At 41.0% G+C, this 19,120-nt stretch carries 18 protein-coding genes; 11 read left to right on the top strand and 7 right to left on the bottom strand.

Translation table 11 applies throughout. The annotated features are described in order from the left end of the window. Window positions 1-11 precede the first annotated feature (11 nt). The 3 genes from FNH22_RS04440 to FNH22_RS04430 all read left to right on the top strand — a co-directional run bounded on the left by FNH22_RS04440 (window position 12) and on the right by FNH22_RS04430 (window position 1,715). Window positions 12-335, top strand: a complete 324-nt coding sequence (locus FNH22_RS04440) for a hypothetical protein (RefSeq protein WP_143397131.1) — start codon at window positions 12-14, stop codon at window positions 333-335. Further along, window positions 332-1,258, top strand: coding sequence for a TIGR01777 family oxidoreductase (locus FNH22_RS04435; protein ID WP_143397130.1), 927 nt, complete (start codon window positions 332-334; stop codon window positions 1,256-1,258). The genes FNH22_RS04440 and FNH22_RS04435 overlap by 4 nt, the downstream gene beginning before the upstream one ends. Before the next feature lie 76 nt (window positions 1,259-1,334). After that, window positions 1,335-1,715, top strand: coding sequence for a hypothetical protein (locus tag FNH22_RS04430; protein WP_143397129.1), 381 nt, complete (start codon window positions 1,335-1,337; stop codon window positions 1,713-1,715). 1 nt (window position 1,716) lies between these two features. Here the strand turns inward: FNH22_RS04430 and FNH22_RS04425 are convergent, their stop codons facing one another. Next, on the bottom strand, window positions 1,717-2,574 hold the full coding sequence (locus tag FNH22_RS04425; RefSeq protein WP_143397128.1) for a uracil-DNA glycosylase: 858 nt from the start codon (window positions 2,572-2,574) through the stop codon (window positions 1,717-1,719). 177 nt (window positions 2,575-2,751) lie between these two features. On the opposite strand from FNH22_RS04425, the gene FNH22_RS04420 reads away from it, so the two are divergent. Further along, window positions 2,752-3,720 (top strand): hypothetical protein, encoded by a 969-nt coding sequence (locus FNH22_RS04420; protein WP_143397127.1) that lies wholly within the window; start codon window positions 2,752-2,754, stop codon window positions 3,718-3,720. 17 nt (window positions 3,721-3,737) lie between these two features. Here FNH22_RS04420 and FNH22_RS04415 read toward each other — a convergent pair whose 3' ends face one another. After that, window positions 3,738-5,006 (bottom strand): replication-associated recombination protein A, encoded by a 1,269-nt coding sequence (locus tag FNH22_RS04415; protein ID WP_143397126.1) that lies wholly within the window; start codon window positions 5,004-5,006, stop codon window positions 3,738-3,740. Between the two features lie 103 nt (window positions 5,007-5,109). On the opposite strand from FNH22_RS04415, the gene FNH22_RS04410 reads away from it, so the two are divergent. Both FNH22_RS04410 and FNH22_RS04405 read left to right on the top strand, forming a co-directional pair. Further along, window positions 5,110-5,997, top strand: a complete 888-nt coding sequence (locus FNH22_RS04410) for a DMT family transporter (RefSeq protein WP_143397296.1) — start codon at window positions 5,110-5,112, stop codon at window positions 5,995-5,997. Between the two features lie 48 nt (window positions 5,998-6,045). Further along, window positions 6,046-6,219, top strand: coding sequence for a PLDc N-terminal domain-containing protein (locus tag FNH22_RS04405; protein ID WP_143397125.1), 174 nt, complete (start codon window positions 6,046-6,048; stop codon window positions 6,217-6,219). A gap of 110 nt (window positions 6,220-6,329) precedes the next feature. On the opposite strand, the gene FNH22_RS04400 is transcribed toward FNH22_RS04405, so the two are convergent. Then, window positions 6,330-7,355 (bottom strand): low specificity L-threonine aldolase, encoded by a 1,026-nt coding sequence (locus FNH22_RS04400; protein WP_143397295.1) that lies wholly within the window; start codon window positions 7,353-7,355, stop codon window positions 6,330-6,332. Between the two features lie 128 nt (window positions 7,356-7,483). Here FNH22_RS04400 and FNH22_RS04395 point away from each other — a divergent pair, with 128 nt between their 5' ends. The 3 genes from FNH22_RS04395 to FNH22_RS04385 are packed head-to-tail and all read left to right on the top strand — an operon-like array spanning window position 7,484 to window position 11,017. Beyond that, entirely contained in the window at window positions 7,484-8,713 is a 1,230-nt protein-coding gene (locus FNH22_RS04395) for a TCR/Tet family MFS transporter (protein ID WP_143397124.1), read from the top strand. Between the two features lie 32 nt (window positions 8,714-8,745). Beyond that, window positions 8,746-10,329 (top strand): cell wall metabolism sensor histidine kinase WalK, encoded by a 1,584-nt coding sequence (locus tag FNH22_RS04390; protein ID WP_143397123.1) that lies wholly within the window; start codon window positions 8,746-8,748, stop codon window positions 10,327-10,329. Window positions 10,330-10,333: 4 nt separating this feature from the next. Continuing rightward, complete coding sequence (locus FNH22_RS04385; RefSeq protein ID WP_143397122.1) at window positions 10,334-11,017, top strand: response regulator transcription factor; 684 nt, start codon at window positions 10,334-10,336, stop codon at window positions 11,015-11,017. A 166-nt stretch (window positions 11,018-11,183) separates the two neighbouring features. Here the strand turns inward: FNH22_RS04385 and dnaK are convergent, their stop codons facing one another. Both dnaK and FNH22_RS04375 read right to left on the bottom strand, forming a co-directional pair. After that, a complete protein-coding gene (dnaK, locus tag FNH22_RS04380) occupies window positions 11,184-13,112 on the bottom strand; it encodes a molecular chaperone DnaK (protein ID WP_143397121.1) in 1,929 nt (642 codons plus the stop codon). Window positions 13,113-13,255: 143 nt separating this feature from the next. Then, complete coding sequence (locus tag FNH22_RS04375; RefSeq protein ID WP_143397120.1) at window positions 13,256-13,843, bottom strand: porin family protein; 588 nt, start codon at window positions 13,841-13,843, stop codon at window positions 13,256-13,258. A gap of 151 nt (window positions 13,844-13,994) precedes the next feature. Between FNH22_RS04375 and FNH22_RS04370 the strand changes: the two genes are divergently transcribed. Together FNH22_RS04370 and FNH22_RS04365 are read left to right on the top strand one after the other, a co-directional pair. Then, window positions 13,995-15,575 carry a peptide chain release factor 3 gene (locus FNH22_RS04370; RefSeq protein WP_143397119.1) on the top strand — a complete coding sequence of 527 codons (1,581 nt, stop codon included), beginning with the start codon at window positions 13,995-13,997 and terminating at the stop codon, window positions 15,573-15,575. Window positions 15,576-15,622: 47 nt separating this feature from the next. After that, window positions 15,623-16,306 carry an RluA family pseudouridine synthase gene (locus FNH22_RS04365; RefSeq protein WP_143397118.1) on the top strand — a complete coding sequence of 228 codons (684 nt, stop codon included), beginning with the start codon at window positions 15,623-15,625 and terminating at the stop codon, window positions 16,304-16,306. Between the two features lie 244 nt (window positions 16,307-16,550). Here the strand turns inward: FNH22_RS04365 and FNH22_RS04360 are convergent, their stop codons facing one another. Next, the gene (locus FNH22_RS04360; RefSeq protein ID WP_143397117.1) at window positions 16,551-18,212 is read right to left on the bottom strand and encodes an ATP-binding protein; all 1,662 of its coding nucleotides are present in this window, start codon (window positions 18,210-18,212) and stop codon (window positions 16,551-16,553) included. 11 nt (window positions 18,213-18,223) lie between these two features. Then, entirely contained in the window at window positions 18,224-18,973 is a 750-nt protein-coding gene (locus tag FNH22_RS04355; protein WP_143397116.1) for a hypothetical protein, read from the bottom strand. Window positions 18,974-19,120 lie beyond the last annotated feature (147 nt).

Here is a 19,120-nt window from a genome sequence, read left to right as displayed (position 1 = left end):
GGCTTCAGGCCATGTTTTTGATAATTGTGGTTATTCTGCTGCTTGCCTCGGTTTTTATCCATCCTGACTTTCTGATAATTCTGTTTACTATTCAAGCTGTACTTGGAGCTACACAGTATTTGAATGGATGGTTCATTCAAAGAAGGCAACCTGATACTGCATTACTTTTATACCTGAAACTTGCTACTGTCTATATCGTATTGGCAGTGGCATTAGGCGTATCAGGTATTTCTTTAGCCAATAAAGCCGGCGCCACTTGGTTCTTAATTGTACCCTGGTTTATAGCAGCATTTTACTGGTATATTTCTTACAAACTTAGCATTAAACATAGATGAAGAAGATCATTATTTCAGGGGGCACAGGATTTCTGGGTTCCAGCCTTATCAATCACTTTCAAGGTAAGGAAGTAGAATTAGTATTGCTTACCCGGCAATTGCGTGAAAATTTTGGCAATGTCAGGTATTGTTTGTGGGATGCTGAAAACCCCGGAGTCTGGAGAGACGAATTGATCCGGGCAGATGCTGTCATCAATTTGAATGGCAGATCAGTGGATTGCCGTTATAATGAAAAGAATAAACAACAGATCCATCACTCCAGGGTAGCAGCGACAAATGCGCTCGGAGAAGCCATTCAAAGCTGCCCTGAACCTCCAAAAGTGTGGATCAATGCATCTTCTGCTACCATATATCGGCACTCATTAGAGCCGGCAATGACTGAGAATGAAGGTGCGTTAGGTACGGGGTTTTCAGTGGATGTTTGTTGTAAATGGGAAGCTGCTTTTCATGCTTTCAAGTTACCACACACGCGAAAGGTCATTGCCAGGATTGGTATTGTATTGGGTAAGGATGGAGGGGCATTTATTCCATTAAAGAGGTTGGCCCGGCTTGGTTTTGGTGGAAGGCAGGGGCCCGGTAATCAAATGATCAGTTGGTTACATGTTCAGGATTTCTGTGTTATAATGGACCACATGATACGAAACGATGAGATGAAGGGTACTTATAACCTAACGGCACCGAACCCTTTGAATAATCGAACGTTCATGAAACTGCTCCGAACGAAGCTCAGAGTGCCTTTTGGTATCCCAATCTCAAAATGGTTGCTGGAAATGGGAGCATTGGTAATAGGTACTGAAACAGAACTGATACTGAAAAGCAGAAATGTAATACCCCAAAGGTTAGTAGAGGAGGGTTATTCATTCCTATACAAAGATTTAGATGCTGCACTTGACTCATTGATCGGTTCAAAGCAGGACGGCTAAATAATTACAATCAAAGAAGCAGAATAGGTTTAAAGGCAATTTTTCTATTACTTTTGAGTTTCTTAATAAAAGTGTCATGCGATTATTGATCTTAACTTCCTTCCTTATCCTTGTCTATTCAGCAAGTTCTTATGCTCAATCAAAGGAAGAGAAAAGCAGTAGCAACCCAAATTCATTTTCGCCTTATTCTTCAAAAGAAGAAAAGACGCAGGTGCGCCAGATCAAAAAACGTCAAAAGAAAAAATCCTTCCGGAATAGTTTTAACAAGGACATGGATCAAAAGATAAAGGAATTTGACAAACGAATGCAGGCTAATGCGAAAATGGCGCGAAAAAAGGAACGCGAAATGCAAAAGCCTCAATATTCAGACCCTTCCTATTTCGGACATAAACGTAAGCCTAAAAAACGACCGGTAGGAAAGCGGAAGTTCTGCAAAGAGTGTAGTATCGTACACTGATTTACAAGGGAAATACCAGGTCGGAGGTATCTACTATTTTATCGGTAATATTGGTTTTCATGAGTGTGTAGATCACATTTTCCAACATCTTTTCACTTAAATTCCTGTCAGTGCTCCATTCGGTGGAGTAGAACCATCGTTCCACGTCCTCTCCATTTTGGTGGTAGCGTTCACTTACCTGGTCTATTACATCCATAGATCGCATAAATTGCTGACAGACGAAATGGATCGTTTTTAGCATTATATCAAGCTCATTGCTTTTGCTGTCTAATGCCTTTTCTGAGGCTGCAATGACAAAACATGGCCAGGGAGTGACGTATTCGCCAATTCGTTTCAATTTCCCCTCATCCACGTACGGTTTTGTTGTGTATTTTTCCCAATAAAAAACGTCTGTTTCATTTTTATCTAATGAGACCAGTGCAGTATCCAGGTTATTAACAACGGAAAACTGTTCGCTGGCCAGGGTTTTGTCTTTGCCATAGGCATCTACCATGGCCATTAAATGAGAACCTGACCCAAAACGACTTATGGCATATTGCCGGTCAAAAATTTCACCATAATAGTTCAGCGTGTTATGTACACCAGTATGTACACCCCAGATCAAAGGTGTTTTTATAAAGCCTGAAATGATCCTTGAAGTACCTCCTTTAATAATATCAGCAATGATTCCTTCAGTAAGCAGTACACAACAGTCTACGTCACCATTTTTGAGGGCATTGGTCATAGCGCCGGTACCTTCCTTATAGGTTATCCACTCTACAAGGGCACCACTTCTTTCAAAAAGATTATTTTCTAATGCCAGGTGCCAGGGAAGGTTAAAATGTTCAGGCACCCCGCCCACTCTTACTTTGGTATCCATCTACTGTCTTCTTAGGGTCTTCTCCGTTAGGCCGTGCAAGTTAAGTGCAAAATCGGGCTTAACAAGTCAGTTGAGCGTCAAATACAATCAAATCACCTACCAAAAGTAAGAAAAGCCTGTCCCACTTTATAAATACTATATAATCTGTTACATTAAAAGGTCCTAAACTTTATGAAGATGCAAAACATCGGTTTGAACCAGTATCAACCCAGCGGATTATTTTCACTAAAAGTCTACATAATACTATTGCTTTTTGGACTCACTGTGTTACCCGTGCTTGGTGTGCTATACAGCACACTGACATGGTTCGTCCCAGTGATCTATTTCAATTTTATCATAACAGCGGCTTTCGGTAGCATTTTGGGAGTGATGGTATATCCCGTGATTCGCCTTGGTCATGTGCGATCCTGGAAAATTGAGCTTTTGGCTATGGCTATCATCGTGTTCTTAAGTTGGTATTATTCCTGGGCAGCTTACTTAGTACTATGGTATAATGCATCTGGTGACCCCGGGTTAATTACAGCTTCTTCATTTACTATTGTAGATTTTCTTAATTATGTTTTTAATCCCTTTGCTATGCTGCAAGATATAGCTGTGCTGTATGAGTATGGCTCGTGGAGTATTGGGTCAGTTGTGATCAACCAGGAAGCCCTGATAGCAACCTGGGTTATGGAGCTGGCTATCATTCTGGCAGTAGCCTGGAAAGTGAATAAAAAATGGAGTGAATTCCCCTATTCGGAATATGATTTAAAATGGTACCGAAAAGTGACGTTAAAGGAAAGGATAACATTGATAAGAGGTGTATCAAAGATCATTAAGGAAATTGGACAAAATGAACTTTCCGAATTAAAGAGCAAGCCACTATTAGGTGATTATAGCCGGGAATATACGGAGCTGGTTCTGTATGTTTCAGATACAGACCGAACAGCCTATGTCGTCTTCTACAATCAGGCATTATCCAGAGGTTCAAGCGGGGAGCCTAAAACACGGTATTATCGTAACAGTGGTTTCATCAAACTGGGGGAAGAATTAAAAAAGGAGTTAATGGATACCTTTAAAATAAGGGATAAACACGGCTTAAAAGGAAATTTACAACTCCCTTTTTTAGATGTAATACGTTCTATGGCCACAGCCTTGTTCAGATAAGGTTTAGTACGGGAGAATCAATACCCATACTTCTCTTTCCATAACGCCCTCAACCTTTTTCTCATTTCCTCTTCACGTGCATTATGGCCCGGTTCGTAGAGTTTGGTGTCCCGGATCTCTTCAGGCAAGAAATCCATCGCCACAAAATTACCTTTATGATCATGTGCGTACTGATATCCTTTGCCGTAGCCTGCGTCTTTCATCAGTTTGGTAGGAGAGTTGCGCAAAGCCATAGGTACAGGAAGGTCCCCGGTTTCCCTTACCAGGGCTTGTGCCTTATTAATAGCCATGTAGCTTGCGTTACTCTTCGGCGAACATGCCAGGTAGGTGGCACATTGAGACAGTATAATCCTCGCTTCCGGATAGCCGATGACATTCACTGCCTGGAAAGCATTGGTAGCAATTACCAAAGCTGTGGGATTTGCATTGCCAATATCCTCTGAAGCCAGTATGACCATTCTCCGGGCAATAAACTTTACATCTTCTCCACCTTCTATCATTCGGGCCAGGTAATAAACGGCGGCATTGGGATCACTGCCGCGCAAGGACTTGATAAAAGCTGAAATAATGTCATAGTGCTGCTCGCCACTTTTATCGTAAATGGCCACACGCTGTTGCGCAATATTTTTTACCAGTTCATCTGTGATCTCCACCTTGTCTCCTTTTACTGCATCTGTGACCAACTCAAGTAAGTTCAACAGCTTACGAGCGTCACCGCCTGATATTTGAAACAAGGCTTTATGTTCTTTTAAGATTACTTCTTTTTTACCAAGCTGCTCGTCCTTTGCCAATGCTTGGTCTACCAGTAGCAATAAGTCATTTTCATTCAACGATTTAAGTGTATATACCTGGCAGCGGCTTAACAAAGCAGCATTTACTTCAAAAGAAGGGTTTTCGGTAGTAGCTCCAATCAGAGTGATAATGCCTTTTTCTACAGCGCCTAACAATGCATCTTGCTGTGATTTATTGAAGCGATGGATCTCATCAATAAACAGGATGACCTTTGATTGGCGCCTGGCTTTATCTATGACTTCACGTACGTCCTTTACCCCGGCACTTACCGCGCTGAGTGTATAAAAAGGTGATTTTACCTCATTGGCTATAATATTCGCTATGGTAGTTTTACCTACACCTGGCGGGCCCCACAGGATCATAGAAGGTATAATGCCGGAGGTAATGGTTCTTCGTAATATCCCGCTTTCTCCCACCAAATGTTCCTGACCTATTAATTCTTCTAATGAGGAAGGACGAAGACGTTCTGCAAGTGGTAAGTTGAGATCAAACATACTACATTCAAGATAAGCCTGGCATCCAAAGATTCTCAGGCGCTGAAACGGACAATTTTCATAAAGGTAATATTTTCAACTTTCAATAGCCGTAGATTTGGCCGTGCCTGCAAAATATAAAGTACACTTTGCCTTATTTACGGTTGCGCTACTCTATGGAGCTAATTATACCATAGCCAAAATAGCATTGCCGGCCTACATTGGCCCTTTTGGGTTTATAGTATTACGTATTGCTATTGCCACTGCCCTTTTCTGGAGTATCAGTGCTTTCAAACCTGCTGAACTTATTGCCAAAGAAGACTTCTGGAAGCTAGTGCAATGTGCGTTCTTCGGTGCGGCCGCCAACATGTTATGTTTTTTTCAAGGTTTAAGCCTCACCAACCCCATTAATGCCTCTGTGATCATGACACTTACACCAATAGCTGTGCTGGTTACGGCAAATGTACTGGGTCAGGAAAAGTTTACCAGACCCAAAATACTGGGAGTATCTGTTGGTGCTGTCGGCGCATTTTTATTAGTTACGAAAGATGGATTTACATTTGAATCCGGTACACTTATAGGAGACCTTTTCATCTTACTCAACGCTTCTTTCTTTGCCGTTTACCTGGTTGTGGTTAAACCCCTCATGTTGAAATATAAACCTTTGACTGTCATTAAGTGGGCTTTTTTAATCGGTATGTTCATGTGTTTGCCATTTGGAGGTTATGAATTAAGTATAGTCGAATGGTCAACATTACCATTCCAGGCATGGATGAGTGTTTTCTATGTAATTATTGGCGCTACATTTTCAGTGTACTTGCTCAACACCTGGGCACTTCAACATGTGAATGCTTCAGTTGTCGGCACTTACATTTACTTACAGCCGGTCATCGCCACCGTTATAGCCATTACTTTCAGAAATGATTCATTGGATATAAAAACCATTATCTACGCTGTATTTATCATGTCAGGGGTGTATTTGGTAAGTAAAAAAACAGCTTTACAGAAATAATAAAGGAATAGAGTTGGCACTTACCTCAAAAGTTTGATATTTTAGAATATGTCTGGATTATTTTATTTACTGGGAGTTGCTGCCGCCGTTTGGGTGATTTACGAAGTATGGTCACAAAATAAACGGCTTTCTGATACAGAAAAACTCATATGGACAATATGTGCCATTTTCTTTAGCGTTATTACTGCTATTATCTATTACATTACGCAAAAGCGGGATTGACTTTTGAAGAGATTCAGTAAAGCTATTAATGGATTCAAACCTGGATTATTGCATGCATTTAAGCCTGTGAAAGCAACATAAAGCTTTCATCGTTGGCTTTTGTATTCATCTTATTTGATCTTAAGGCTTTTCAGGATCTCAATGGTCCTTTCCAGCATCTCATCATTAAAATCCAAATGAGTGACAAAACGAACCTCATTTGACCCAAACGGTACAGCCTTCACTCCATGACCAGACAGCTCTTGAAGAAAATCATTGGCTGTAAGATCATCTGCCAGGCGAAATATGACAATGTTAGTATCTACAGGCAATACTTCGTCTACAAAGTTTAGTCCGATAAGTGCTTTACCAATTTCATTTGCACGGTAATGGTCTTCTTTTAATCGATTTACATGATGGTCCAATGCATATAATCCTGCAGCAGCCAGGTAGCCAGCCTGGCGCATACCACCGCCAAAAAATTTACGCACGCGTCTGGCCTGTTTAATATGCTTTGCTTTGCCTATGAGTACTGAACCGACAGGAGCACCGAGCCCTTTGGAGAGACATAACGATAGAGTATCAAAACATTTGCCATAGGCTGCCGGACCTTCTCCTGTTTCCACCAAGGCATTGAACAAACGAGCGCCATCCAAATGCATTTTAAGACCATACTCCATGCTCAGTTCCCTGATCCGCCTTATTTCATCAAGCTGATAATGGCATCCACCCCCTTTATTCACGGTATTTTCCAAAGCGATTACGGAGGTTTTAGGAAAGTGAATGTCATCCGGATTGATGTTGGCTTTGATGTCATCTACATTTAACCGGCCACGGTTGCCCTTTAAAAGACGGAAAGATAAACCACTATTACCTGCTACACCTCCGCCTTCATAACGGTAGATATGAGCACCTTCATAACATATTACTTCTTCATAAGGCTGTGACAGTACGTTAAGGCCTATCTGGTTGGTCATGGTGCCTGAAGGACAGTAGATAGCATCTTCCATATCAAATAATTCGGCACACTTTTTTTCCAGCTCATTCACGGTAGGGTCCTCCCCAAATACGTCATCTCCTACGGAAGCATTCATCATGGCTTCCATCATCTCAGGAGTGGGTTTTGTCAGTGTATCACTGCGCAGGTCTACAATCATAACGGCATCTTTTTTACCAAAGTTAAAATTCACTATTTCATAAATATGGCAAGCCTTTAAAAAAATGACACTACCATTCATCACTCATGTCATTACTTTTCCTAAATTCAATCGTTCACAATCTCACCATGGCGAAAAACAGAAAAGCAGCACTAGGTTTTATTTTTGTTACCTTACTTATTGATGTTACCGGCATAGGGATCATTATCCCTGTGATACCCGACCTGATTATTGAGTTAACGGATGTCTCTGTCAGCGAGGCTGCGGCTATTGGTGGGTGGCTTATATTCTCATTTGCCATTATGCAATTTATATTCGCGCCTATTTTAGGTGGACTCAGTGATCAGTTTGGCAGGAGGCCCGTATTACTGATTTCCTTATTTGGTTTTGCTGTAGATTACCTTTTTGTAGCGTGGGCCCCTACCTTGGCTTGGCTTTTTGTTGGCAGGTTGATTGCGGGGATAATGGGGGCTAGCTTTACAACTGCCTCAGCTTATATAGCAGATATTAGTAAACCCGAAGAACGGGCCAAAAATTTCGGATTGATCGGAGCAGCCTTTGGACTTGGTTTTATTATAGGTCCGTCAATAGGCGGACTACTGGGGCAGTATGGTTCCAGGGTGCCGTTTTTTGCTGCTGCTGCGCTTACACTTATTAATTGGCTCTATGGATATTTTATTTTACCGGAATCATTAGAAAAGAAAAATCGGAGAAAATTCAGCTGGAAACGAGCTAACCCTTTAGGCACTCTTATGCAGCTTAAGAAGTACCCCGTAATCATAAGTATGGCCGGAGCGCTGATGCTGATCTACATAGCCGGTCATGCTACACAAAGTACCTGGGCTTATTATACCAAAGAACGGTTTGACTGGAATCCTGCATGGATAGGGTATTCACTTACCTTTGTGGGGGTGATGGTAGCTTTTGTCCAAGGAGTGCTGATCCGGTGGCTTATGCCTATTCTCGGACAGAACAGGGCAGTATATATAGGATTATTACTTTACGCTATAGGCTTTGTGTTATTTGGTGTTGCTAACCAGGAATGGATGCTGTTTGCATTTACTGTGGTATATACGTTGGGTGGGATTGCCGGACCGGCTTTACAAGGTATCATGTCGAATGAAGTGCCCCCCACAGAGCAAGGAGAACTTCAAGGAGGGCTCACCAGTCTGATCAGTGTGACCTCTATTACAGGCCCCCCGTTGATGACCCTTATTTTTGCTTACTTTACAGGCCAAAATCTCTGGGACCTTTACCTGCCGGGAGCGCCGTTCTTTGTAGGTGCGGTACTTACATTGATGAGTTTGGCTTTATCTCTTCGTGCATTGTCAGGCAGGAGATTGACAGCTGGTACTTAACTTCATTAGATAAATTGGCGTAACATAAAAGCATGAGTTCTTTACGGAAAATAGCGTTGATCTTATTGCTGGTCTTTCTGTTGCCGGCCATTTTCTTTTCGGCTTATGAGATATCAGCTTTAAGTGAGGAGGAAAAGATGATAGAAGAGACCTATCGAAACCAGCTAGACGCTATTCTTTTTTCAGCTAACCAATATTCGGATGATGTATTGAATAACTGGATAGCCAAAGTGCAGGTAGGATTCGAAGAACATGGTGTTGCCGGTGGCCTGCCTTCTAAGATTGAATCTTTACTTTCGTTACATCCTGCGCTGCCTGTCGTATTTACCGGAGACACACTGAACAACGAAGCGTCTGTAAAACTTTATCACCTGGATGATCCTGAATTTGATATAAAACAGACGAGAGTATGTTTGAGGAAAGCTTTATCTACCGCAGGAAAAAGAATGAGGCAGCTGCTTCGCTACCAGGAAAGCGGCTTCCAAAAGATAGAGCCACTGAACTATGATCTGCCAGATTGCAATAACCATGTTGTTTTGATCTTTATTTTGGATAGTCCTGTAAACCACAAGCGCATTTGTGGTATGGTTTTGCAGCCTGATATGTTTATAGAAGAATTACTTGGACCTAAATTACAATCCATTGCCAAAGATCAGTTTGTCCTCAGGGTATATCGGAAAGGCTCTCCTTCTCCAACATACAGTACTTTTGAAGGTGATCAGACCTCAAATTCTGCGGCATTAACGAAAGATTTGTGGGTGTTACCAGATTATTACCTGGGTATAGCCACTTTGGGAGTATCGATCCAGCAGATTATAAAAGATCGTACCTATACGAACATCTCATTGATCGTAGTTCTGGATATTATACTCATTTTAGGAGTATGGATGGTATTTTCAAGTGTAAAAAAAGAGGTACAACTGGCACAAAACAAGTCAGATTTCGTTTCAAATGTTTCCCATGAGATCCGCACTCCACTTGCCTTGATTAGCATGTTTGCAGAAACACTGAAATTAGGCAGGGTTAAATCTGAAGAAAAGAAGCAGGAATATTACAGTATTATCCATAAAGAGACGAACCGCCTTACAGGTATTGTTAATCGTATATTGACTTTCAGTCGTGTAGAGGCAAATGATAAAGCATTGACTATTCAACCGGCAAATTTAAATACCATAGTGCAGGATGTACTTAATACATACGAGTTCCATTTGAAAAACAAGGGGTTTCAGTGGCAGTTTACTCCTAATTTGAAATCAGATGTTCTGGTGGACGATCAGGCGGCAGTGGAGGTTATTGTAAACCTTATTGATAATGCTATAAAGTATAGTGATTCTGTGAAAAATATTGAGATCAATACGGCCAGAAAAGATGCTTTTGGTATTGTGCGTATTATAGATAAGGGTGCCGGTATCTCCAGGCAAGACCAAAAACATATTTTTGAAAAATTCTATCGCGTATCGAGCGGTGATCTGGCTAAAAGCCGGGGCACTGGTCTTGGATTGTCTCTGGTCAAAGAGATTGTGGAAAATCATCAGGGAAGAATTGAAGTAGTCAGTGAGTTAAAGAAAGGATCAACTTTCACGATATATTTCCCTTTAGCAAATCAAAAAGAATAGTATCATGCCCAAGATATTGATTGTAGAAGACGAGCCCGCTATGCAAATGGGGCTAAAAGATAACCTGGAGTTTGAAGGTTATACTGTGGAAACGGCCGATGATGGCAACAACGGCCTGGAAATGATCCTTACCAATGTATATGATCTTGTGCTTCTGGATGTAATGCTTCCGAATATGTCCGGTTTTGACGTCTGTAAATCAGTACGGTCCAAACAGATCGGCACCCCTATCATTTTGCTTACAGCTAAAGGAGAAGAAATCGATAAAGTACTGGGCCTTGAACTTGGAGCGGATGATTACATTACTAAACCTTTTGGCGTACGTGAACTCCTGGCAAGGATAAAAGCGATATTACGAAGAAGCCAGGCTGGTAATGAAGTAAGGGGGCATCAACTGACAATAGGTCGGTTGGCACTGGATTTTGAATCATATGTCGCTCATGAAGGTGAATTAGAGGTAAAGCTATCACATAAAGAATTTGAGATATTAAATTACTTGTTCAACCATCGCAATCAGGTAGTAAGCAGGTATGATTTACTGGAAGATATTTGGGGTTATGAAGAGCAGCCTACCACCAGAACAGTGGATAATTTTATCGTTCGGCTGAGGCAAAAGGTTGAAACCAATCCTAACTCGCCTAAAACAATTATTACAGTGCATGGGTCAGGGTACAAATTGATACTTTAACCTGGGTTATGCGTGTACTGTCTCTTCTGTCGGAGAGTAATTTAATGAAGTTAGGATAAAGGTGCTTGTTATGTTTAGTATATAGCATACTAAGAGCAAAAATATCTGTAAAACAAAAAGGGGCCCAAAGCCCCTTTTCTATTTATCTATATAAAATCCGTGGTGATTACTTCTTAGTATCGTCCACTTCCTCGAATTCTACATCGGATACATCGCCGTCACTGTCAGCTGTTCCGTTATCTGCCTCAGAAGCATCTGCACCTGGCTGAGCGCCGCCGTCTGCCCCACCTGTAGCGGCGTACATCTCTTGCGCTGCACCTTCCCAGGCTTTGTTCAGTACTTCCATGGCACCGTCGATAGCAGCTATGTCTTGTGATAGATGTGCTTTTTTAAGCTCTTCTAATGCGCTGTTTATCTTAGTCTTATTATCATCCGAAAGCTTATCACCATATTCTTTCATCTGCTTTTCCGTTTGGAAGATCAATGAGTCAGCAGCATTTATCTTATCGGCTTTTTCTTTTACCTCTTTATCGGCCTCAGCATTTGCCTGAGCTTCCTGTCTCATTTTTTCGATTTCCTCATCGGTCAGTCCGGAGGAAGCTTCAATTCGGATCTTCTGCTCTTTACCTGTGCCTTTATCTTTAGCAGAGACATTCATGATACCGTTAGCATCAACATCAAATGATACCTCTACCTGTGGAACTCCTCTAGGTGCCGGTGGTATACCATCCAGGTGGAATCTACCTATGGTACGGTTATCTTTTGCCATTGACCGCTCTCCCTGAAGTACGTGTATTTCAACAGATGGCTGGTTGTCAGCTGCCGTAGAGAACACTTCAGACTTTTTGGTAGGAATAGTAGTATTGGACTCAATAAGTTTGGTGAAAACACCGCCCATTGTCTCTATGCCTAATGAAAGAGGTGTAACGTCCAGAAGTAATACATCTTTTACTTCCCCGGTTAACACACCCCCCTGGATAGCTGCTCCAATGGCCACAACCTCGTCAGGATTAACTCCTTTTGAAGGTTTTTTGCCAAAGAATTTTTCTACCTCTTCCTGTATTTTAGGGATCCTGGTAGATCCACCTACCAATATGACTTCGTCAATTTCAGAAGCGTTCATACCAGCGTCATTCAATGCAATCCTACAAGGTTCCATAGACCTTTTTACCAATGTGTCAGAAAGCTGTTCGAATTTAGAACGTGTGAGTTTCCTTACCAGGTGCTTAGGCACACCATCTACCGGCATGATGTAAGGCAGGTTGATCTCAGTTTCCGTAGAACTTGATAATTCTATTTTAGCTTTTTCAGCAGCTTCTTTTAATCGTTGAAGCGCCATAGGGTCTTTCCTCAGGTCAATGTTCTCATCGGCCAGGAACTCTTCTGCCAGCCAGTTGATAATCACCTGATCGAAGTCATCCCCACCAAGATGTACGTCACCGTTAGTTGACTTTACTTCAAATACACCATCACCAAGTTCTAAAACAGAGATGTCAAAAGTACCACCACCAAGGTCATACACAGCGATTCTCATGTCGGCATTTTTCTTATCCAGGCCATAAGCCAATGCTGCTGCAGTAGGCTCGTTGATGATCCTTTTTACTTCCAGACCGGCTATCTGTCCGGCTTCTTTGGTGGCCTGGCGCTCAGCATCGTTGAAATAAGCGGGTACGGTTACTACAGCTTCTTTTACTTCAGTGCCTAGAAAGTCTTCAGCAGTCGACTTCATTTTTTGAAGGATCATCGCTGAAATTTCTTGCGGTGTGTAGTTTCTGTCCCCTATTTTTACCCTTACTGTATCGTTATTTCCTTTTTCGAGTTGGTAAGAAACCGTTTTAAGTTCTTCACCTACATCGGTATATTTTTTACCCATAAACCTTTTTACAGAGCTTATGGTATTCTGTGGGTTAGTGATCGCTTGTCTTTTAGCAGGATCTCCTACTTTTCTTTCTCCTTTACCCTCGTCTAAAAAACCTACAATAGAGGGGGTAGTTCTTCTTCCCTCACTGTTAGGAATTACTACCGGCTCATTACCCTCCATCACTGCGACGCACGAGTTGGTAGTCCCTAAATCAATGCCAATTATTTTTCCCATGATCGTTATTACTTAATAGTATTAGTATTCAATATATGTTTCACTTGTATACCGTGCATTTATCAATGGTTGTGCCAATTGGTTTTGAGTGACAGAATGGCAGGAAATGAAAAGACAATAAATATCAGGTGGATTGACTTGTTTTAAAAAACAAATACCAATGAAACTTGAAGGTTATTTGTTTTTTGGTCTATAAGGTCTGTCGTGTCGTCAATATCTACAACGCCCCCTATATAGCGCCCCACTAGTGTTATATTTTGTTCGATAAAGACTTCCAAACCGATAGCAAGTGCCAGATTGATTGAGGTGGTTTCTTCCGTTATGCTTACCCCGTTTACGGAGGTTCCGTCCACCAGGTAGGACAATTCCGGCCCTCCGTGGATATTTACGGTACGATTAAAATAGTATTTTACCATAACAGGTAAGGCTATGTAATTGAAGTCTATTTTATCGATAGGACTATTATCGACAGGTTTGAAACCATGACCTGAATATTGTAATTCCGGTTGGATGGCCACTTTATCAGATACCATCGCATTATAAAGAATACCGAAGTGGGGCTTGATGGCCCGGTCTGGCGTGGAAGAACCGCTTATGCCGCTCCCTGAGAATTTTTGTGTCACAAAGTTAGCACCCCCCTTTAAACCAAAGTAGTTCTCCTGGCTGTAGGAAGTAATACAGAAACTAATTAAAAGGAATAATGTGAATGAGGTGATTTTATAAATTTTCATAACCAACTATATATTTAAAATTTGATGCAAAGTATTAAAAACTTGATAAGTTGCTCAACTTATATTAAACTATCGTTTCCGAAATGATCAAAGTATTTCCATTAGGTGATACATCTCACAAATTCTAACTTTGCACCTTCATTTTAAGCATATGACACTTACAGAGGAAATTGAAAAGAGAAGGACCTTCGGGATCATAAGTCACCCAGATGCGGGAAAAACGACACTAACAGAGAAATTATTGCTTTTTGGTGGAGCTATCCAGTCAGCGGGAGCTGTGAAGTCCAATAAAATAAAAATGCATGCCAGGTCCGACTGGATGGAGATTGAAAAGCAGCGTGGGATTTCAGTGGCTACTTCTGTGATGGCTTTTGATTATAAGGACAAAAAGATCAATATCCTGGATACTCCTGGTCACCAGGACTTTGCTGAAGATACTTATCGTACACTTACCGCTGTGGATAGTGTTATTATGGTGATAGATTGTGTGAAGGGTGTGGAGATGCAAACGGAGAAACTTATGGAAGTATGTCGAATGCGAAATACCCCTGTAATGTGCTTTATTAATAAGCTGGACCGTGAAGGAAGAGACCCATATGATCTGTTGGATGAAATAGAAGAAAAGCTGAACATTAATGTAAGGCCTTTATCCTGGCCGATCAGTATGGGTAAGACCTTCAAAGGTGTATATAGTTTGTTTAATAAGAGTCTGCACCTTTTTCAGGCCAGCCGATCGAAAATTGAGCAGGATGGAATAGAAATAGATGATATTAATGATCCGCAAATTGATGAGCAAGTAGGGGAGGCTGATGCTGCGCAGCTTCGGGAAGATGTAGAGCTCATAGAAGGTGTATATCCGGAGTTTGATGTAAATGAATATCTGGAAGGTAAAGTAGCACCGGTATTTTTTGGAAGTGCTGTGAATAATTTTGGAGTGAAAGAGCTATTGGATTGTTTCATAGAGCTGGCCCCGGGACCTCTGCCCAGAGAGACCGAGGAGCGTGTTATCCATCCTGATGAAAAAAAATTTTCAGGGTTTATTTTTAAGATCCATGCTAATATGGACCCTAACCACAGGAACAGGATTGCGTTCGTACGAATATGTGCAGGTAAATTTCAAAGAGGCACTAATTATTATCATGTTAGAGCAGATAAAAAGATCCGTTTTTCAAATGCTACGGCTTTTATGGCCCAGGAAAAAGAGCTGGTTGACGAGGCATGGCCTGGTGATATCGTAGGGCTTTATGATACAGGTAATCTGAAAATAGGTGATACCTTGTCTGAAGGTGAGCCAGGAATGTTTAAGGGTATCCCCAGCTTTTCACCGGAAATCTTCAAGGAAGTGATCAATAAAGATGCAATGAAAACCAAGCAACTGGAAAAGGGACTACATCAACTGATGGAAGAGGGGGTTGCGCAGCTGTTTACCTATGAGCTGGGTTCAAGGAAAGTAGTAGGTACAGTGGGGGCGCTTCAGTTTGAGGTCATTCAGCACCGATTGAAAAATGAATATGGTGCGTCCTGTGATTTTATGCCGATCAACCTTTTTAAGGCCTGCTGGGTGGACAGTTCAGATAAAAAGAAACTGAAAGAATTTATTGATTCAAAAATGAGACATATTGCCAGAGACAAAGATGGTAAAGTGGTGTTTATGGCAGAATCCAGATCATGGCTTACTATGGTTCAGGATAATTTTCCGGAGGTCAGCTTTCATCTTACGTCTGAATTTTAACCTGGGGTAAAACTACATTTACTTATTTAACCTGAATTAGCGAGTTTATGAAGAAGGGAATTCCTGTTTTGTATGAAGATAATCACTTGATAATAGTGAATAAATCAGGCGGTTGGCTGGTACAGGGTGACAGTACGCAAGATGAGACGCTTGCAGATAATGTTAAAGACTATATAAAAATAAAATATAAGAAGCCTGGCGATGTTTTCTTAGGGATAGTCCACCGCCTGGACAGGCCGGTAAGCGGTGCGGTAATTTTTGCACGTACTTCCAAAGGGTTGGAACGTATGAATGCGCTTTTCAGAGATAGGAAAGTGACCAAAACCTATTGGGCGTTGGTAAAACATCGTCCGCCTCAAACCCAGGAAGAGTTAGTTCATTGGTTGAAAAAAGATCATATTGCCAATAGAACGGCTGCCTTCAATAAGGAGGGGAAAGAAACTCAAAAAGCGATACTCTCTTATAAATTGATAGGAAGAATAGCTGAGTATTACCTTTTAGAAGTTGAGCCTGTTACCGGTCGGGCGCACCAGATCCGTGTACAACTGGCTAAAATAGGTTGTCCTATCCTTGGAGATCTGAAATACGGGGGCTATAAGGCAGAAAACTCAAGGCAAATATATTTACACTCTCGTGCGGTTAGTTTTGAACATCCTGTGAAAAAAGAGCCCCTGACGGTTGAGGCGCCACTTCCACAAGATGATATCTGGAATCTATTCAGCCACTATTGACAGTGAGGTGAGAAACCAGTTTGAAAGTGTTTTACTTTTCTGGCTTTAGCTGAGGCTTTACTTAAATCCAGATCATATGCTGATATTCTATTCCAAGCCCAAACTGCTTCAATATCAAGCATTTTAGGATGTTTTGCTACTCACCATGAGGGTGGACTTAGCCCAAGTTTCCTTGTCAAAATAACCCGAAATACTTGATCTTATTGCATTTTGAACTTTTATAACGGATCTTAATACATTCGGGTTAAACTGCCACTGTCTGAGTTGCATTTGGAAAACTCACCTGAAAACTGGTTCCCTGACCATAACTGGAACTTACTTTAATCTTACCGTCAAGTTTTTTAACAGATTCCTGTACGATATAAAGCCCCAGACCTGAGCCATCGGACTGTTCAGTGGCACGATAGAACATTTTAAAAACGCTATCCATATATTCCTGTTTAATACCTATACCATTATCTTCCACACGAAGTAACCATGAGTTTTCTTCTTTTTTGGACACTACTGTAATGCGTTTTTTGTCTTTCATTGTATCCTGATATTTTATCGCATTACTTAAGAGATTTCTCAGTATTACTCTAAGACGCTGACGGTCAGATTGGGCTATAGGAAAGTGTTCAATGTTATTTATAATTTCAATATCACTGAACTCTTTTTCATACGATAGATCGCCCAGGCATTCCTGTATTAACTGTTCCATTTCAATTGACTCTACCCGGGTTTCTGTTCTGGAATTTCTGCTGAAATCAATCAGGTTTTTAATAACGTCTTCCAGCTTAAAAACGCTGGCTTCTATACGTTCCATATAAGATGCCAGGCTGGCCGGGTCTGACTCAAATTTTGAAATGTTGATCAATCCTAACACAGATTTTAACGGGGCGCTAAGGTCATGAGAGGCACTATACACGAACCTATCCAGTTCTGATACTGTTTTATTCAGTTCTTTAATAGTGTCACTCAACTCTTGTGTTCTCTCACTGACTTTACTTTCAAGCGTTTGATTGATTTCTTCTAACTCGTACTTTGCATTGACCAGCATCTGGTTTTGTTCTTCAATTTTCTCTTTCTGAGTTTCTATTTCCTCAGTGGTTTCTACTAACTGCGTATTACTTATTGATAACTCCCTATTCAGTTCGCCCTGAACTCTAAAAGCCTCTTTTATTTTTAGTATCATCAGGTTAAAGGCTTCACTGAGTGTTTTCATTTCACCATCCCCATATATTTGCACTTCATGGATCTGGCCTGAGGAAATGATACTCTCCATAGATTTTTCCAGCTTAATCAATGGGTAAGTCACAGATTTGGAAAGGTAAACCCCGATCACAATAGCCAGAAACCCTGTGATAAGTATGATAGTGGTGGCTTCTACCCGTGATTTTTGAAGAATACTTTCAGCTCCTAACCTGTTCTTATCGAACTCCAGAATTTCACTTTTCATTCGTTCCAGTGAAAGATCAGAAAATACCTTTTGCTGCAGCAGCAATTCCCGGGCCTTTTGTTCATCCACCACCTTACCGTCACTATAGGCTAAAGAGACGGTTTCATATAGTTGAATGATGTTTTTCTTGCTCTCCTCGATTAGTGCTAATTCTTCATCCTCGTTTTGTACAAGAGTCTCGAATTCATCATCTCCTTCTTCCCATTCTTCTAACTCATCTAGAACGGTGAGAACTCTATGATACAAGGAATCAGCCATTTCTTCTTTTCCTAATTCCATGTTTAAAATCATTTCTTCTGTCAAAGTAGCGATTTCATGATTTTTCAATAGCTCCGGAATACTTTCCTGAGCAAAAAAGTTGATGCTGTTCAAAGATTTTTGAGAACGATTCACCAGGAGGTATCCTGATATGGCTCCACTTATCGTAATTAACCCAAAACCAAGCATTATTTTAATTCCTATTCTCATCACCCTGCTATTTAATCCTCGTCACCACCAAATTCTATGGTCATTCGTACTACAAACCCTGTTCTATTATTTTTCTCGGAAAGAGATACAGGTACGCCAAAGGCAAATTCTGATTTACCTAAACCATTCCATATAATCCCTGGGGTTACCTGCCAGTCTGTACTTTCATTGGTAGTTCCATTCAGTTCCAGAATGCCTTTCCAATCATTTAAAGGGGCGATTAATCCGGCGTTGTAATGCCATTCAGTATCTTCAGACATTTCCACACCGATGTCTGTATGAAGTTGTAAAGGACCTAATGGATTAGAGAAGACAACCTTTGGTCCCCATTCTAATTCATATTCTTTCATCAACGATTCATCGAACTCTTCTTCTATTCCAACTTCGGTGGCTATCGATAATGAAAATCCTTTTCTATTTATTGCATTGTATAGCAGTCCTATTTCACCCGCAATACTTTCAGTCACTCCACGAAGTGCCAGATCAGATAGCTCCAGTTCAATTTGGAACCTGTCCGTAAACCCATACTCTACTAATAATTGAAGATCATGGTATTCGCGGTAGTAGTTACTAACGGTGAATTGCAACTCGTTTTTCTCTTGCGGATAAACTGCTTCCGTAAAGAAAAACTCTTGAATATATTGTTCATATTCTGCTTCCTCCTCTTCCGTGTTTTCTTGCCGGTTCTGAGCCAGCATTTGGAAGCTGAAGATGAAATAAAACATTCCTGCCATCAGCCACCGTCCAATCTTTAAAGCCATAACAAATCAAAAAGTAGGTTAAGTAAACCTTTTAAAAGATGTTTTGAGGGTGGGAGGCTACGTAATTACATCTTTTATATTGTTTGACAAATGTAAATATTGTACATAGCGAGTGAAATAGTTTAAATTCGGTATTTTGCCTAAGTG

The organism is Fulvivirga sp. M361, assembly GCF_007097395.1.
Taxonomy (GTDB): Bacteria; Bacteroidota; Bacteroidia; order Cytophagales; family Cyclobacteriaceae; genus Fulvivirga.
Note: the sequence above shows the minus strand (reverse complement) of the source record. Positions and strands in the feature narration are given on the sequence as shown.

Coding starts and splice junctions, on each gene's coding strand:
- FNH22_RS04400 (WP_143397295.1), bottom strand. CDS start 7,355: ATGATTGTAGACCTGCGCAGTGATACACTGACAAAACCCACTCCTGAG.
- FNH22_RS04425 (WP_143397128.1), bottom strand. CDS start 2,574: ATGGATACCAAAGTAAGAGTGGGCGGGGTGCCTGAACATTTTAACCTT.
- FNH22_RS04405 (WP_143397125.1), top strand. CDS start 6,046: ATGTCTGGATTATTTTATTTACTGGGAGTTGCTGCCGCCGTTTGGGTG.
- FNH22_RS04390 (WP_143397123.1), top strand. CDS start 8,746: ATGAGTTCTTTACGGAAAATAGCGTTGATCTTATTGCTGGTCTTTCTG.
- FNH22_RS04415 (WP_143397126.1), bottom strand. CDS start 5,006: ATGTTTGATCTCAACTTACCACTTGCAGAACGTCTTCGTCCTTCCTCA.
- dnaK (WP_143397121.1), bottom strand. CDS start 13,112: ATGGGAAAAATAATTGGCATTGATTTAGGGACTACCAACTCGTGCGTC.
- FNH22_RS04370 (WP_143397119.1), top strand. CDS start 13,995: ATGACACTTACAGAGGAAATTGAAAAGAGAAGGACCTTCGGGATCATA.
- FNH22_RS04360 (WP_143397117.1), bottom strand. CDS start 18,212: ATGAGAATAGGAATTAAAATAATGCTTGGTTTTGGGTTAATTACGATA.
- FNH22_RS04355 (WP_143397116.1), bottom strand. CDS start 18,973: ATGGCTTTAAAGATTGGACGGTGGCTGATGGCAGGAATGTTTTATTTC.
- FNH22_RS04385 (WP_143397122.1), top strand. CDS start 10,334: ATGCCCAAGATATTGATTGTAGAAGACGAGCCCGCTATGCAAATGGGG.
- FNH22_RS04430 (WP_143397129.1), top strand. CDS start 1,335: ATGCGATTATTGATCTTAACTTCCTTCCTTATCCTTGTCTATTCAGCA.
- FNH22_RS04440 (WP_143397131.1), top strand. CDS start 12: ATGTTTTTGATAATTGTGGTTATTCTGCTGCTTGCCTCGGTTTTTATC.
- FNH22_RS04420 (WP_143397127.1), top strand. CDS start 2,752: ATGCAAAACATCGGTTTGAACCAGTATCAACCCAGCGGATTATTTTCA.
- FNH22_RS04365 (WP_143397118.1), top strand. CDS start 15,623: ATGAAGAAGGGAATTCCTGTTTTGTATGAAGATAATCACTTGATAATA.
- FNH22_RS04375 (WP_143397120.1), bottom strand. CDS start 13,843: ATGAAAATTTATAAAATCACCTCATTCACATTATTCCTTTTAATTAGT.
- FNH22_RS04395 (WP_143397124.1), top strand. CDS start 7,484: ATGGCGAAAAACAGAAAAGCAGCACTAGGTTTTATTTTTGTTACCTTA.
- FNH22_RS04435 (WP_143397130.1), top strand. CDS start 332: ATGAAGAAGATCATTATTTCAGGGGGCACAGGATTTCTGGGTTCCAGC.